Origin of the sequence: Pseudomonas sihuiensis (assembly GCF_900106015.1) — a bacterium.
GTDB classification, from domain to species: domain Bacteria; phylum Pseudomonadota; class Gammaproteobacteria; order Pseudomonadales; family Pseudomonadaceae; genus Aquipseudomonas; species Aquipseudomonas sihuiensis.
The window spans coordinates 5,360,363-5,375,803 of record NZ_LT629797.1 but is presented as its reverse complement, the minus strand read 5'-3'; the positions used below and the strand labels follow the sequence as shown (position 1 = coordinate 5,375,803).

Genomic DNA, 15,441 nt, shown 5'->3' with positions numbered 1-15,441 from the left:
GCTCAACGCGCCGTAAAGATCAGCACGGCGCCCACCGGCACCGACAGGCTGATGGCCGGCAGTTCGGCGATTTTACGCAGCGCTTCGATGCCGCTGGCCAGGGCGAAATCTTCGGCGTGCAGCACCAGCGGCGCCAGGGTCACCACCTGGAAGCGGCGATCATCCAGCCGCGTCACCAACAGTTCGCTATGCAGCTCGCGCGTGCGCTCGTTGAGGGTCAGTTGCAGGGGCAAGCGCAATTCCAGCTGCGCCCCGGGTGCCAGGTCGGTGAGTTGCGGCAGGTTGACCTGCGCGCTGATGCGCGCCTCGGGCAGACGCGAAGTGTCGAACAGCATGGCGCGCAGGCGCTCGTCACGCAGCGGGATACCGGTGCTCAGCGAGTCAAGATCCACGCGCAGGCGCGCGCGACCATCGGCCGCGATCTGCCCGTGCAGGGTAAGAAAGCGATGCACCTCCGACTGACTGCCGGAATGGGTGGAGATGAACGACAGCCGCGAGGACTCGTTGTCCAGGTACCAGTCGGCGTGAACGGGCAAGGCAGCGGCAAGCAACAGGGCGAGAAGCGAACGGCGCATGAGAACTCGAAAACGGCATGACCAGGCGGCAACGATAGTCGCCAGCGCGAGCCTTGCAAAGCCCGGCGCCCACAGCACCGTAGAGCGGGTGCAACCCGCCGCTTCCAAGGTGGCGGGTTTCACCCGCCCTACTTGCTCGGCAACAACTGACAACCCTGCCGCTCGCCCAGCCAGACCGCGCTGTGAGTACGGCCCAGCCCGGTGGCGGTAACGCGCTTGGCGCTGTCGTCATCGAGCAGGCTGCTGATCGGCACGTACTGCTTCACATAGCCTTCACAGTAAGCCGCCGGGTTGCCGCTGACGTAGCGACAGGAGCAGTACTCCTTGGCCGTGTAGGCGCCGATGATGTCGGGGAAGGCGGCCAGATGGGCGCGATTAGGCCAGGCCCAGGCCAGCAGCAGGACCATCAGCAGCGCCAGCGCGCTGCGGATCGGATGGCGACGGATCATGGCTGCACCTCTTCGGCGAAGGCCGCACGCACGCGTTTGAGCAGCTCGTTGTGGTTGAAGCTGCCGTCGCGGTCATCGGCGTAACGCACCACCAGCAGGTTGTCTTGTGGCATCACGTACAGCCCCTGCCCCCAATGCCCGAGCGCGGCGATGGTATCGGCCGGTGCATCCGGCCAGGGCCGCGTGCTGCCTGGCAGTTCGGCGTTGAGCCACCAATGCCCGCCTGGCACGGCATCCCCCGGCTTGGCCAACTGCGGCTGGTAGTCAGCGAAAGGCGTGGATACGAAATCGACCCAGGCAGCCGGCAGCAACTGGCGCTCGCCCCAGCGACCGCCGCGCTGCATCAGCAGGCCGACACGGGCCAGGTCGCGCGCGCTCAGGTAGGCATAGGACGACGCAACGAAGGTGCCGCTGGCATCGCGCTCCCAGGTCGCTCTGGTGATGCCCAGCGGCTCGAACAACGCTGTCCAGGGATAGTCAGCGTAAGCCTGCTCGCCGACCATGCCACGCAACGCGGCGGCCAGCACGTTGCTGTCGCCACTGGAATAACGAAAGCGCGTGCCCGGCGCGGCGTCCGCCGCATGCGCAGCGGTGAAGGCCGCCATGTCGGTGCGGCCGCGGGTGTAGAGCATGGCCACCACCGAGGATTTCAGCGGCGCATACTCGTAGTCCTCTTCCCAGGCCAGGCCCGAGGCCCAGTTGAGCAAGTGACCGATCTTGATCTGCGGGTGCTCGGCCATCGCCGGGTAGTACTGCGCGGCCGGTGCATCGAGCTTGAAGCGCCCCTCGCCGTAAGCGACGCCGAGGGTGGTAGCGAGCAGGCTCTTGGCCATCGACCAGGTCAGGTGCGCGGTCCGCGCCGTGGTCGGTTCGGCGTAGCGCTCGTAAACGATCTGCCCGTCGCGTATCACCAGCAGCGCATCGGTACGCACGCCCGTGCGTTCGACGTCATCGCGTTCCGGGAAGGCGTACTGTTCGAGCTCGGCCAGCGCGGTGCTCTCGACACGGGGTTGACTCTGCCAGTCGGGTTGCGGCCAGTTTTCCGCCAAGGCGGTACTGGCAGCCAGGCTGAAACCGAGCGCCAGGCTCAGTCGACGAAGCAAGGAGATGGACATGGGCGGCCTCGATCAGAAATCGTGGCGCACCCTAGCATGGCCATGATGACGGCTTGAAGCGACGGAACCGCCATCTGCGCCCCTCATTTGGGCAGTTGGTAATCCTCCGGGCCCATCAGGTCGAGACCGCATTCGAGGTTCTCGATCCAGTAGAGAAAGGCGCTGATCATTTCCGGGCCGACGAAGGGCCGGCCGTGCTGCGGCACGATCATTTCCACATCCATCTGCCGCACCATCGCCGCCCACAGGCGACAGGCCTTGTTGCCGGCCATATAGCGGCGGTGGAAGCCTTCCATATTCGGCACGTGGTTGACGAAGTCGCGCACCGGCGAAGCGTCGTCGACCAGCGAAGCGCCCATGTCACCGGAGAAAAGGATCTTGCTCACCGGGTCATAGACCTGGAAGTTTCCCACCGAGTGCAGGAAGTGCGCCGGCACGGCCTTGAGCGAGCATTTGCCGAGCGGGATGCTCTGGCCACGATCCGGCAACGCGATGATGCGATCGAAGGTGTTGATGCCACGGCTCAACACCAGGTAGTTGGCGGTCAGGTGCGGCAGAAAACGCGCCCACAGCTTGGAGCAGATCACCCGCGCACGGGTGTGCAGCAGCCACTTGTCGAGCGAGGCGATGATGTCCGGGTCCTGGTGCGAGGCGAAGATGTAGGTCAGGTCCTGCACCGGAATGTGCTTGGACAGTTCCAGCGACAGCGGCGTATAGGTCAGATCACCGCCCGGATCGAGCAGCAGGTACTGCTCGTTGTCGGTGATCAGAAACTGGTTGGATTGCACGCCTTCGCCGCTGACCAGGTCATCGAACATCAGGCATTGGTGGCTGCCGTTATCGAACAGCACGATGGGCTCGCGGCGCATGGAAACCTCGTAGAAGAAACGCGAGGCAACCTTAGGCGCACGACCGCAGGACGGTACTGATATGGATCAACGGCCGGCGACAATCCGCCGCGCTTTCTCCAGACGCTTGCTGCGCGCCGCCTCGGCGATGCGCAGCAAGCCCTTGTCGCGCTGCCACAGCTCGGCCCAATGCGCAGGACCGCCGGCAAAGGCCACCTTCAGCTCATCGGCCAACGCCTGCTGCTCGGCGAACAACCCGGCCAGCAGCAGATGGGTGGTGGGCGCATCGGGCGCCTGCCGCGCGACCTCGGCACAACCGGCCAGCAGCGCCTGCAGGCGCAATAGCAGCGTTTCAGGCCAGGCACAATCGCGCCCCACGCCAAACTGCCAGGCGACAACAGCGGTAAGTACGTGCACGTCTTCCAGGGTGCGGAAGGGTTTGACGTAGTCGTCCCAGCCGTCGCCGGCCAGGCGCTCGCCGTGGGCCTGTTCCAGGTGCAGTCGCGCATGGCCGATATCCGGCATCAACGGCAGGGCCGGCAGCGGCTCGATACGTACACCTGGCGCGCCCTGGCGTACCACGCCCAGAGCCAGACGCGGCGCCTGCCCCTCGTCCTCCTCACGCGCCGCCACCAGCAGCCAGTCGGCACATTCGGCAGCGGTGACGAAATCCTTGCGCCCCGTGATCTGCAGGCCGTCGATACGTGTGTTCATGTCCGCCGGGCGGGTGCTGCGGTTCTCCGTCACGCACAGCGCGCCTGCCGTCCAGGGCGCCGCCGGCCACAGCATGCGCAACGCCGCCTGATAGCCGGCGAGAAAGGCCAAGCCCGGCGTGGCCGCCAGCAGGCCGCCCACCAGTGCCAGTTCGAAGGGTTGCGGCGTGCCGCCCAGGCGCTCCAGCAAACGGGCGTACCAGTCTTCCAGGCCCACCTCGGCAGTCAGGCGCTCATTGGGCTGAAACAGACTCGACCAGGGCATCGCACGGGCTCCTCGCAGCAGTATCTGCGCCGCTGTCACATAAGCATAAAAAAAGCGTCACGGTGGTGACACCGCAGCTACCTAGCCTGAGCTTGCCCAACAAGATCGACCGGCTGCAAGCATTCAGCCGGCACACGGAGGATCTGGCATGACTCAAACCGCTCGCCGTCTGCAGGCCGAACGTCTGCAAGGCCCCGCCGCCCTGCGTGAAGCTCAGGCCTTGCGCTACCGCGTATTCAGCGCGGAATTCGATGCCAAGCTCAACGGCGCCGAACTGGGTCTGGACATGGACGACTACGACATTCACTGCAGCCATATCGGCGTGCGTGATCTGAACAGCGGCGAACTGGTCGCCACCACTCGCCTGCTCGATCACCAGGCCGCCGCGGGTCTCGGTCGCTACTACAGCGAAGAGGAATTCGCCCTGCACGGCCTGGCCAAACTGGAAGGCCCGGTACTGGAAATCGGCCGCACCTGCGTCGATGTCGCCTACCGCAACGGCGCCACCATCGCCGTGCTCTGGGGCGAACTGGCCGAGGTACTCAACGAAGGCGGCTACCGCTACCTGATGGGCTGCGCCAGCATCTCCATGCAGGACGGCGGCATCCAGGCGCATGCCGTGATGCAGCGTCTGCGCGAACGTTACCTGTGCACCGAACACCTGCGTGCCGAGCCCAAACATCCCCTGCCGCAACTGGATCTGCCGGGCAACGTCATCGCCGAGATGCCACCACTGCTCAAGGCCTACATGCGCCTGGGCGCAAAAATCTGCGGCGAGCCGTGCTGGGACAAGGACTTCCAGGTGGCCGACGTGTTCATCCTGCTCAAGCGCGACGAGCTGTGCCCGCGCTACGCTCGGCACTTCAAGGCGGCAGTCTGAAACCCGGCTGTAGGAGCGAGCTCTGCTCGCGAACGAGAGTGTCCAGCATTCGCGAGCAGAGCTCGCTCCTACAGAACATATGACGATAAGGCATCGCCAAGCGGTTCGAGCCATGGATAATGTCGGCACTCATTCACGAGCGGAGGCCGCGATGGCCAAACTGCGTCTGTCCCTGCGCCTCTTTCATCTGGCCCTGGTAATCGCCTTCGGTACCTTGCTGGCCGGCATCGTCAGCCTGGTCGAGCGGGTAGTTCGGCACGATCTGATGCCGCTGCGCCAGCGTCTGACGCGCTGGTTCCTGGCACGCCTGGGCGGCGCCCTGCCATTTCGCGTACGGGTCGAGGGCGAGCTGCCGACGCAGCCGATGCTGTGGGTCAGCAACCATGTGTCATGGACCGACATTCCGCTGTTGGGCGCCCTGCAGCCGCTGTCCTTCCTGTCCAAGGCAGAGGTGCGCGACTGGCCGGTCGCCGGCTGGCTGGCACACAAGGCCGGCACGCAGTTCATCCGCCGCGGTGCGGGCGACAGCAGCCAGGTCGGCCAGCAGCTCACCCGCCATCTGCAGCAGGGTCATCACCTGCTGATATTTCCCGAAGGCACTACCACCGACGGCCTCGCGCTACGCACTTTCCACGGCCGCCTGCTGAGCAGCGCCATCGACAGCGGCGTGGCCGTACAACCCGTCGCCATCCGCTATCTGCGCGACGGCCAGCCCTGCCCCGTGGCACCCTTCATCGGCGACGACGACATGCTCTCGCACCTGCTGCGCCTGCTCTCGAGCTCAGCCTGTGAAGTGGAGATCCGCCTGCTCGCGCCGATTCCCAGCGAATCACGCAGCCGCAACGAACTGGCCCGGCACAGCCAGGCCATCATCGCCAGCGCCCTGCTGCTGAACACAGCCGAGCAGGAGCAGGCCGAGGCGGCCTGAGCGCACTCAGTCAGCCGGCGGTACGATCAAGGCGTCGCTGTCGACCGACGCCAGCAGCTGGCTGGCCACGCTGCCGAGGAAGAGGCGCGAAACGCCTTCACGGGCGTGGGTGCCCAGAACCAGCAGGTCCGCGCCGGAGTGGCGCAAGGCCTCGCCAATCACCCCTTCCGGTGAGCCAATCTGTACCAGCAAACGCTCGTGACCCAGCTTCGCACCGACTGCATCGAGGCGCTCCACCAGTTGCTGACGCAGCAGCTCGCGCTGGTTCTCCAGCACCTCGGCGCTGATGCCGGCTTCCATCATCGCGCCCGCCGCCACCGGCTCGACCGCACTGGCCACATGCAGGTTGTCCAGGCTCGCCAGGCCCAGCTCACGCGCCCGGTTCAGAGCCTGTTGCGACGTACGCGACAGGTCCATCGCCAGCAGCGCATGACGATACTCGTGGGTCACCGGGCCATTGACCCGCAGCACCGGCAGATGGCTGCTGCGCACCACGCGTTCGAGCGTGGTGCCGACGAAGAAGTCGCGCAGCGCCGACTTGCGATGCGCGCCCACCAGCAGTAGATCGGCGCCCATGCCCTGCGCGCTCTCGACGATCACCGCCGCGGCCTCGCCAGTGCCCACGATCACCCGCGGAACGCTGCCGGCCTGCTCGCCCAGGCGTTCAGCCTGCGCCTGCAAGAGCGTCTCGGCTTGTTGCACCTGACGCTGCACGTGCGCGGCCGGCGCATCGTCATCGATCACATGCAGAAGACTCCACTCACCGCCACCCTGACGGCGGATCAGTTGCACGGCGCGCTGCACCGCATGCGCCGAACGCTCGGACAGGTCGGTCGCTACCAGAATCTTGATCATCTCGTTTCCTCCATGGGTTTAACACCGCGTTACATTCAAGCGCCTCTCGACTCCGTACTCCTTGATGCAGGTCAGGCCCGACGCGGTAAAGCGGACTAGGGTAATCAGGACTGCTCACTGCCCGCCGGATGGCGGCCAACAAGCGCAGCCCGGCCCAAACAAGGAGACGCGCCGCATGGGCAATGCCCCCTCACAACATAGTGACCACACCTGGCACGGTTTGACTGCACAACAAGCGCTCGATGCCCAGCACAGCAGCGCCAGCGGTCTCAGCCAGGACGAAGCCGAACTGCGCCTGCAACGCCACGGCGCCAACCGCCTGCCGCCGCCGCAACGCCGTGGACCGCTGCTGCGCCTGCTCTATCAGTTCCACAACGTGCTGCTCTACATGATGCTGGTCGCCGCCCTGATCACCGCCCTGCTCGGCCATTGGGTCGATACCTCGGTGATCCTTGCCGCCGTGCTGATCAACGTGATCATCGGCTTCATCCAGGAAGGCAAGGCGGAGAACGCGCTGGACGCCATCCGCAGCATGCTCTCGCCCCACGCCATGGTGCTGCGTGGCGGTGAACGCCATGAAATCGATGCCGAGCGCCTGGTGCCCGGCGACATCGTGCTGCTGGTATCCGGCGACAAGGTGCCAGCCGACCTGCGCCTGATCAGCGTGAAGAACCTGCTGGTGGAAGAAGCGGCGCTGACCGGCGAATCGGTACCGGTGGAAAAATCCGTGGCGCACTGCAACGCCGACGCCGCACTCGGCGACCGCCGCTGCATGGCTTATTCGGGCACGCTGGTCAGTAGCGGCCAGGCCAGCGGTGTGGTGGTGGCCAGCGGCGCCGACACCGAGCTCGGCCGAATCGGCGCGATGCTGCAGCAGGTACAGGCGTTGTCCACGCCGCTGCTGCGACAGATCGAACAGTTCAGCCGCTGGCTGGCGGTGATCATCCTGATCCTAGCCTTGGCCACCTTCATCCTTGGCATCCTCTGGCACAGCCAGAATCCGGGGGAGATGTTCATGATGGTGGTGGCGCTGACCGCCTCGGCCATCCCCGAGGGTCTGCCGGCGATCATGACGGTGATCCTCGCCCTCGGCGTGCAGCGCATGGCCGGCCACAATGCCATCGTCCGCAGCCTGCCGGCAGTGGAAACCCTGGGCTCGGTGACGGTGATCTGCTCGGACAAGACCGGCACCCTGACCCGCAACGAAATGACCGTACAACGCGTGGTCAGCGCCAGCCGCATCCTCGATATCAGCGGCGTCGGCTATGCCCCGGAAGGCGCCTTCCACCAGGACGGCAAGCTGCTTGAGCCCGACACCGAACTGCTGGAGATCGCCCGTGCCGCACAGCTGTGCAACGACGCCCGCCTGCAACAGGACGCCGCCGGCCACTGGCAACTGCATGGCGACCCGACCGAAGGCGCGCTGCTGACCCTGGCGCTGAAAAGCGGTCTCGATATCCAGTCGCTGCACACACAACTGCCCCGCAGTGACGCGATTCCGTTCGAGTCCGAACACCGTTTCATGGCCACCCTGCACCATGACCACGCAGGCCATGGCCTGGTCTACCTCAAGGGCGCCCCCGAGCGCGTGCTGGAAATGTGCGCCAGCCAGCGCAGCGCCGACGGCGCTAACACGGCTCTGGATGCCGACTACTGGCGACGCCAGGCCACCGATCTGGCTGCCCGTGGCCTGCGCCTGCTGGCCCTGGCCAGCAAAACGGCACCGACCGAGCAACGCAACCTGAGCTTCGACGACGTAGAAGATGGGCTGACTCTGCTCGCTCTGGTCGGCATCATCGACCCGCCACGCGAGGAGGCCATCGCCGCTGTCGCCGAATGCCAGCGCGCCGGTATCCGGGTAAAGATGATCACTGGCGACCATGCCGAGACGGCCCGCGCCATCGGTGCGCAACTAGGCATCGGCGTCGGCCTGCCGGCGATGACCGGCGCCGAGCTGGAACTGCTCGATGACCGCCGCCTGCGCGAGGTGTTGCCCGGCGTCGAGGTATTCGCCCGCGCCAGCCCCGAGCACAAACTGCGCCTGGTGCAGGCCATGCAGGACAGCGGCGAGGTCGTGGCCATGACCGGCGATGGCGTCAACGACGCACCGGCCCTGAAGCGCGCCGACGTCGGCGTGGCGATGGGCAACAAGGGCACCGAAGCGGCCAAGGAAGCAGCCGAAGTAGTGCTGGCCGACGACAACTTCGCCACCATCGCCGGGGCCGTGCGCGAGGGTCGGGCGATCTACGACAACCTGAAGAAATTCATCCTGTTTTCTCTACCGACCAATGGCGGCCAGTCGCTGATCGTGATCTTCGCCATTCTGTTCCAGGTGGTGCTGCCACTGACGCCGGCGCAGGTGCTGTGGATCAACATGGTCACCTCCAGCACCCTGGGCCTGGCGCTGGCCTTCGAACCCAGCGAACGCGGTTTGATGCAGCGCGCCCCACGCGCGCCGAACGAGCCCCTGCTATCCGGCTTCTTCGTCTGGCGCGTGGTAATGGTTTCGCTGCTGATTGCCGGCGCGGGCATCGGCCTGTTCCTCTGGGAGCTGAAGCTTGGCAACAGCCTGGAAAGCGCCCGCACCATCGCAGTGAATGCCATAGTGATGTGCGAAATCTTCTACCTGTTCAACAGCCGCAGCATCTTCGGCTCGGTGCTCAACCGCGACGCCCTGCTGGGCAACCGCGCGGTGCTGGTGACCATCGCCATCTGCCTGGTGCTGCAGCTGTTGTTCACCTATGCACCGCCGCTGCAGGGGGTATTCGGCTCGGTCGGCCTGAGCCCAGAGGAATGGCTGCGTGTACTGCTGGCAGGCCTGGCGCTGTTCGCCGTGGCGGAGCTGGAGAAATGGGTGGTGCGGCGCTTTGGCCTGCATGCTCAGGCGACCTGAGCCGCTGAAGGAGAGATTGCAGTGATGGTCGCCGCGGCTGACGCCCCTCCCACAGCGCCCGACGCGAAACCTGGTGGTAGGCGCTTTGGCAGCGAACGTCGCAGCGGCGAAAGCCCTGGTGCGCACGGCGCACCCTACGGTCCAGACTCGGTTCACATGTAGGGTGCGCTGCGCGCACCGCCGCTACCTCGATGCGTTCAGTTCGGCCTCGGCGAAGGCCATCAGTTCGGGGTAGAAGGCACTGAAGTCCTCACTGAGCGGCTCGTACAGCCGCTCCAACTCCGCCAGGCTGCCGTCGAGCAACTGCGGCCGCGACAGCCGTCGCTGCATGCCGGCGATCACCTGCTCCAGCACCGCGAACTCGCGGTAGCTGCCGAGCCAGTCCTGCGCGGCCATGCGCGGTGCCATCAGTGCCAGGCGCCCTGGCAGCTCGGCCTCGGCGGCCAGCACCCGGTACACCTCGCGGGTGAAATGGTCCAGCGGCTGCGCCGCATACTCGGCCCAATCGCGGGCCAGGCAATGGTCGAAGAACAGGTCCAGCAGCATGCCGGCCGTGCGTCGCCGCGCGGCGGGAAAGCGGGCACGCGCGCAGGCTTGCAGTGGGTGGCTGTCGGTGAAGGCATCGATGCGCCGGTGCAGACGAATGGCCGCCTCGATTTGTGCCGGCCAGCGCCCGCTCAACGGGCCTTTGACGAAATCGCCGTAGAGGCTGCCAAGCAACTGCGGTGGTGCGTCGCCACCAAGATGGAGATGGGCCAGATAGTTCATCCCGCGAGCTTACCGCCGTGAGCAGAACAATCGAAGCCGTTGATGGAGACTATTGGAACAATCAATCTGTATATCGCTCGGAGACGATATAAGGTTCGCCCCATGACGATACACACCGACACCGCCATGGACATCGACACCATCATCAAGGCCCTCGCCCACCCAGTGCGCCGCGACATCCTCGACTGGCTGAAGGAGCCCGAGCTCAACTTCGCCGAACAGGATCATCCGCTGGAGATCGGCGTGTGCGCCGGCAAGATCTTCCTGCGCACCGGGCTGTCGCAATCCACCGTTTCCGCCCATCTGACCACCCTGCAACGCGCCGGTCTGGTGACCAGTCGCAAGGTCGGCCAGTGGCACTTCTTCAAGCGCAACGACGAGCTGATCCAGGCTTTCGTCGAGCGCCTCGGCCAGCAACTCTGATTTGACCTTTCCCTCGGAGAAACCACCATGCCCACACTGTTCGACCCCATCCAGATCGGTGATCTGCAACTGAACAACCGCATCATCATGGCGCCGCTGACCCGCTGCCGCGCCGACGAAGGCCGCGTGCCCAACGCGCTGATGGCCGAGTACTACGTGCAGCGCGCCTCGGCCGGCCTGATCATCAGCGAAGCCACTGCCGTCACGCCGATGGGCGTGGGCTACCCGAACACCCCCGGCATCTGGTCGGATGCGCAGATTCGCGGCTGGAGCAACATCACCCAGGCGGTACACGCCAACGGCGGCAAGATCGTCCTGCAGCTGTGGCACGTCGGCCGCATCTCCGACCCCATCTACCTGAACGGCGAACTGCCGGTCGCTCCCAGCGCGATCCAGCCGGCCGGCCACGTCAGCCTGGTACGCCCGATCAAGGACTTCGTTACCCCGCGCGCGCTGGAAACCGAAGAGATCGCCGATATCGTCGAGGCTTATCGTCAGGGCGCCGAAAACGCCATGGCTGCCGGTTTCGATGGCGTGGAAATCCACGGCGCCAACGGTTACCTGCTCGACCAGTTCCTGCAGAGCAGCACCAACCAGCGCACCGACCGCTACGGCGGCAGCATCGAGAACCGCGCGCGTCTGCTGCTGGAAGTGACCGATGCAGCCATCTCGGTATGGGGCGCCGGCCGCGTCGGCGTACACCTGGCACCGCGTGCCGATTCGCACGACATGGGTGACGCCAACCGAGGCGAAACCTTCGGCTACGTCGCTCGCGAGCTGGGCAAACGCGGCATCGCCTTCATCTGCGCTCGCGAAAAAGCCGACGACGACAGCCTGACGCCGCAACTGAAGAAGGAGTTCGGCGGCGTATTCATCGCCAACGAACGTTTCACCAAGGATCAGGCCAACGCCTGGCTGGCCGAAGGCAAGGCTGATGCCGTGGCCTTCGGCATCCCCTTCATCGCCAACCCGGACCTGCCGCAGCGCCTGGAACAGGACGCCGCGCTGAACGAGCCGCACCCGGAAACCTTCTACGGCTCCGGCCCGGTCGGCTATATCGACTATCCGCGTCTGTAAGATCGCAGCTAATGCACCTCCCGCAAGCGATATCCTGCGGGAGGGGCTTTAGCCGCGACCAATAAACGAACGCCCCGCATTGCGGGGCGTTCGTTTATCGAGATGGTGGCACTCAGCGCTGATTGATCTGCTGCTGCAGATTCACCACCTGGCTCTGCAGGGTATTGATGTTGCGCGTCATCTGCGCGCGGAAGGCATCGAACTCGGCGGTATTCGGCCCGGCACTGGCGGCCGGGCGGTTGTCCAGCTCGCTGCGCAGCACCAGCAGATCCTGCTCCAGGCTACGGATCGATTGCGCCGGATTGCCCTGCTTCTTCAGCGCATCAATATCGCCACCGAGGGTCTTGATGCGGGTATCGAGCTTGGCCAGTTCGGCCTGGGTCGCCTTGACGTCCGCCTGGGCAGATTTCAGCGCTGCCTGCTCGGTGGAGAGCGCCTGCAGACGCTTGTCGAAGTCGGCGCTGGCGCCGATGCCACTCTTGAGCTCCGCACCCAACTGCTCGATACGCTTGTCCAGCGCTGCTTGCGCCGTGGCGCTCTGCTGTTGCTGCTTGCCCAGCTCGGCCAGGCGATTTTCCAGCTGCTTGACCTGCAGCTTGAGTGCCTCGCTGCCGCTGGTGACGTTGGACTCGGTGGCCACCACCTTGCCGGAAATATCCTGAATTCGTCCGGCCGCCTCCTCGCTGATGCGCGCGAAGCTTTCCTGGGTCGCCACCAGGCGCTGCTCCATCAGGCCGATCTGCTGCAGGCTCCACCAGCCCAGGCCGGCCAGGGCGAAACTCAGCGCGCCAACCAGCGCCCACAGCGGACCGGTACTGGCGCCCTTGGCCACTGCAGCCTTGCTGCTGGTGACACGGCTGCTGCGCGCAGCGGGCTCCTCACGCGGCTCGGCGAAATCCTCACGGCGCTCCGGAGTCAGGCTGGGCAGATTGTCGAGTTCGTCGTTGGCGTCGTTACGCATGGTCGGACCTATGGTTGGAACGAATGAACGGAAATGCCGCGCAGTATACCGATTCGCCATTACACCATCAGCGTCGCGCCAAGCAGGTGCGCGGCGCACCGACGAAGGGCGCGACAGGGCCATCGACTCGCCTGCAGCCCAGCAGTTCCGCAAAACATGAACTGGTACGCACTTTGCTTTTTTCTCCCGTCGTGAACGAGCCGATAGCGCGTCGCTCACAAGCCAGCAGGCGGCCTGAAAGTTCTGCAAAGCACGAAGATGTGTCCCAGCCGAAGGATTACGGCTGGCGCGGTTACGGATGGTGAGGAAGGCCTGAACCCGTGACCCTTCAACCAATCGGGGGAAGTGGCAATGGAACTGAACAAAGAAGTACTGGACTGCATGAAAGCGCTGCGTCGCCGTCTACGCGAAGAGCAGGACGTGGACATTCGCCTGAGCCAGCCCAACGCGGTCGGCGCCATGCTCGATGGCAGCCTGAAATCCGACGATGAAGAAACCCGCCGCCTCGGCCAGCGCCTGGCCGAACTGTCCGATCAACCGCAGCGCGCATCGGCCACCCCACTGGCCGCCGTCGAGATACCGGTCGGCGCGCCAAGCGGCTCGGTACGTATCTATCGCGGCCAACGCATCTACGCCTGAGGTCCCATCTGCGCCTGCCACCAGGTGCAGAATTCATCCAGTGCATCCCACAGACTGGCCCGGGGTTCGTAACCAAGGTACTCGCGGGCACGGTCGATGTTCAGAGAGAAATCCCTGGCCATCACCGCCACGCCAAGACGAAACAGACTCGGCTCGGGCCGCCCCGGCAGCACCCGACACACGCCTTCGTTGAGCGTCGCCGCGGCGTAAGCCAGCGGGAACGGCACATGCCGCGTCACCGGGGGCAGCTCGAGGCGACGCAAGACGTAATTGACCACGTCCCACAGCGGCACCGGCGCGCCGTTGCTGATGTTGTACACCTGGCCGAGCGCCGCCCCGTCCACCTGCAGCGAGCTGAGCAAGGCGTCATTGAGATTGTGCACGTTGGTGAAGTCGACCTTGTTCAGACCATTGCCGATGATCGCCAGGCGACCCTTGCGCTGCATGCCGATCAAGCGCGGGAAGATGCTGGTATCACCCGCGCCGGTGACGAAGCGCGGACGCAGAGCGATTACCTCCAGGCCGAACTCCTGCGCGGCGAACACCTGCTGCTCGGCCAGGTACTTGGTCTTGCCGTAGTGATCGGAGAAGCGCCTGGGCACCTGCTCCTCGCGAATATCGACATGGGACTTGCCATCGAAATAGATCGACGGTGAGGACAGATGCACCAGGCGCCGCACCTTCTGTTTGAGACAGGCATCGACGACATTCTCGGTGACCGTGACGTTGGCCTGATGAAAATGCGCATAGTCGCCCCACACGCCCACCGCACCTGCGCAGTGCACCACGGCCTCGACATCCCGGCACAGCGCCTGGGCCAGCTCGGCATCCCCCAGATCGCCCTGGACGAACTCGGCGCCGCGCTTGATCAGATGCTGCACGCCCTCGGCACGACGGCCGTTGACCCGCACGTCCAGGCCCTGTTCGAGCGCGAAACGAGCGAAGCGCCCCCCGATGAAGCCACTCGCGCCGGTGACCAGAATCTTCATCGCCATCCCCTACCATTGATTCTTGTAGTTGCCGCACTCTAGCAGCGCTCGTCCCCCGCTGCCCTGTCGGTAACGGCCAGAATACCGACCCGCCAGGCCGTACTCGCCTGGCAGGGCGCACCCTACGGACCGGGTTGCACCTGCACCAGCGCGCCGCCGGCTGCGCGACGCAGGCATTCGGTCAGCTCGCTGAGCAATTCGCCGCCATTGCGCCAATGGTGCCAGTACAACGGCACATCGATGAAACGCTCGGGCAGCAGATCCACCAGCCTGCCGCTGGCCAGTTCCTCGCGCACCTGCAGTTCCGGCACCAGGCCCCAGCCCAAACCGCCTTCAGCGAGACGCACGAAGCCTTCGGACGAGGGGCACAGGTGATAGGCAAAAGCACCAGTGACACCGAAGCCCGCCAGGTAACGATGCTGCAACTGATCATCCGGGCCATAAACGATGGCCGGCGCACGCACCAGCGCGTCAGCGCTGACGCCAGCGGCAAAATGCCGGGCGATGAAGGCCGGGCTGGCCAGCGCGCGATAGCGCATCGCCCCCAGCGCCAGACTGCGCGCACCCGCCACCGGGCGCTCGGCAGCACACACGCAACCGGCCACCTCGCCCGCGCGCATGCGCTTGAGACCGACCTCCTGATCCTCCACCACCAACTCCATCAACACCTGCTGAGCGGCACAGAATTCGGCGGTCGCCGCCGCCCACCAGGTCGCCAGGCTGTCGGCGTTGATGGCGATGCGCAGGCGCTCGGGCAAGGCCTGTTCATCCAGCCCCGGCACCTGGCCTTGCAGGTCGCGCTCGAGCAGGCGCACCTGCTGCACGTGGTTGAGCAGGCGCCGACCGATTTCGGTAGGCGCTGGCGGCGTCGCGCGCACCAGCACCGGCTGGCCGACCCGCGCTTCGAGCAACTTGATGCGTTGCGACACCGCCGACTGCGACAGCCCCAGCACCTGCGCCGCACGCTCGAAGCCGGCCTGCTCCACCACCGCGGCCAGAGCGGCGAGAAGTTTGTAATCGAACAATCGATTTTCCTAATGAGTGATCAGCAATATTGGTTTCT

General features: G+C 65.4%; 16 protein-coding genes. 6 read left to right on the top strand and 10 right to left on the bottom strand.

Features of this window, described 5'->3' with window-relative positions:
* Window positions 1–2: 2 nt before the first annotated feature.
* The 5 genes from BLT86_RS25140 to BLT86_RS25120 form a co-directional block, all read right to left on the bottom strand.
* Window positions 3–575: a YceI family protein gene (locus BLT86_RS25140; RefSeq protein ID WP_017678074.1), complete on the bottom strand. Its 573-nt coding sequence runs from the start codon at window positions 573–575 to the stop codon at window positions 3–5.
* Window positions 576–703: 128 nt separating this feature from the next.
* The gene (locus BLT86_RS25135; RefSeq protein WP_017678075.1) at window positions 704–1,024 is read right to left on the bottom strand and encodes a hypothetical protein; all 321 of its coding nucleotides are present in this window, start codon (window positions 1,022–1,024) and stop codon (window positions 704–706) included.
* Window positions 1,021–2,139 carry a serine hydrolase domain-containing protein gene (locus BLT86_RS25130; protein ID WP_017678076.1) on the bottom strand — a complete coding sequence of 373 codons (1,119 nt, stop codon included), beginning with the start codon at window positions 2,137–2,139 and terminating at the stop codon, window positions 1,021–1,023. Before BLT86_RS25130 ends, BLT86_RS25135 begins: the two co-directional genes overlap by 4 nt.
* An 83-nt stretch (window positions 2,140–2,222) precedes the next feature.
* Window positions 2,223–3,008 carry an oxygen-binding di-iron domain-containing protein gene (locus tag BLT86_RS25125; RefSeq protein ID WP_017678077.1) on the bottom strand — a complete coding sequence of 262 codons (786 nt, stop codon included), beginning with the start codon at window positions 3,006–3,008 and terminating at the stop codon, window positions 2,223–2,225.
* Between the two features lie 66 nt (window positions 3,009–3,074).
* A complete protein-coding gene (locus tag BLT86_RS25120) occupies window positions 3,075–3,965 on the bottom strand; it encodes an acyl-CoA dehydrogenase family protein (RefSeq protein WP_021488223.1) in 891 nt (296 codons plus the stop codon).
* Between the two features lie 148 nt (window positions 3,966–4,113).
* Between BLT86_RS25120 and olsB the strand changes: the two genes are divergently transcribed.
* Both olsB and BLT86_RS25110 read left to right on the top strand, forming a co-directional pair.
* A complete protein-coding gene (olsB, locus tag BLT86_RS25115) occupies window positions 4,114–4,845 on the top strand; it encodes an L-ornithine N(alpha)-acyltransferase (RefSeq protein WP_017678079.1) in 732 nt (243 codons plus the stop codon).
* Window positions 4,846–4,996: 151 nt separating this feature from the next.
* Complete coding sequence (locus tag BLT86_RS25110) at window positions 4,997–5,773, top strand: lysophospholipid acyltransferase family protein (RefSeq protein WP_017678080.1); 777 nt, start codon at window positions 4,997–4,999, stop codon at window positions 5,771–5,773.
* Between the two features lie 6 nt (window positions 5,774–5,779).
* Here the strand turns inward: BLT86_RS25110 and BLT86_RS25105 are convergent, their stop codons facing one another.
* Complete coding sequence (locus BLT86_RS25105; RefSeq protein WP_092380205.1) at window positions 5,780–6,628, bottom strand: universal stress protein; 849 nt, start codon at window positions 6,626–6,628, stop codon at window positions 5,780–5,782.
* Window positions 6,629–6,803: 175 nt separating this feature from the next.
* Between BLT86_RS25105 and BLT86_RS25100 the strand changes: the two genes are divergently transcribed.
* The gene (locus BLT86_RS25100) at window positions 6,804–9,521 is read left to right on the top strand and encodes a cation-transporting P-type ATPase (protein ID WP_017678082.1); all 2,718 of its coding nucleotides are present in this window, start codon (window positions 6,804–6,806) and stop codon (window positions 9,519–9,521) included.
* Window positions 9,522–9,704: 183 nt separating this feature from the next.
* On the opposite strand, the gene BLT86_RS25095 is transcribed toward BLT86_RS25100, so the two are convergent.
* A complete protein-coding gene (locus tag BLT86_RS25095; RefSeq protein WP_017678083.1) occupies window positions 9,705–10,289 on the bottom strand; it encodes an acyl carrier protein phosphodiesterase in 585 nt (194 codons plus the stop codon).
* 126 nt (window positions 10,290–10,415) lie between these two features.
* Between BLT86_RS25095 and BLT86_RS25090 the strand changes: the two genes are divergently transcribed.
* Both BLT86_RS25090 and BLT86_RS25085 read left to right on the top strand, forming a co-directional pair.
* A complete protein-coding gene (locus BLT86_RS25090) occupies window positions 10,416–10,712 on the top strand; it encodes an ArsR/SmtB family transcription factor (RefSeq protein ID WP_169886839.1) in 297 nt (98 codons plus the stop codon).
* A 27-nt stretch (window positions 10,713–10,739) separates the two neighbouring features.
* Entirely contained in the window at window positions 10,740–11,789 is a 1,050-nt protein-coding gene (locus BLT86_RS25085; RefSeq protein ID WP_017678085.1) for an alkene reductase, read from the top strand.
* 112 nt (window positions 11,790–11,901) lie between these two features.
* Here the strand turns inward: BLT86_RS25085 and BLT86_RS25080 are convergent, their stop codons facing one another.
* Window positions 11,902–12,750: a hypothetical protein gene (locus tag BLT86_RS25080; RefSeq protein WP_017678086.1), complete on the bottom strand. Its 849-nt coding sequence runs from the start codon at window positions 12,748–12,750 to the stop codon at window positions 11,902–11,904.
* 351 nt (window positions 12,751–13,101) lie between these two features.
* Between BLT86_RS25080 and BLT86_RS25075 the strand changes: the two genes are divergently transcribed.
* On the top strand, window positions 13,102–13,389 hold the full coding sequence (locus BLT86_RS25075; RefSeq protein ID WP_017678087.1) for a hypothetical protein: 288 nt from the start codon (window positions 13,102–13,104) through the stop codon (window positions 13,387–13,389).
* Here BLT86_RS25075 and BLT86_RS25070 read toward each other — a convergent pair.
* On the bottom strand, window positions 13,380–14,378 hold the full coding sequence (locus tag BLT86_RS25070) for an NAD-dependent epimerase/dehydratase family protein (RefSeq protein WP_026088689.1): 999 nt from the start codon (window positions 14,376–14,378) through the stop codon (window positions 13,380–13,382). The genes BLT86_RS25075 and BLT86_RS25070 overlap by 10 nt on opposite strands.
* 122 nt (window positions 14,379–14,500) lie before the next feature.
* Complete coding sequence (locus BLT86_RS25065; protein WP_017678089.1) at window positions 14,501–15,403, bottom strand: LysR family transcriptional regulator ArgP; 903 nt, start codon at window positions 15,401–15,403, stop codon at window positions 14,501–14,503.
* Between the last annotated feature and the right edge of the window lie 38 nt (window positions 15,404–15,441).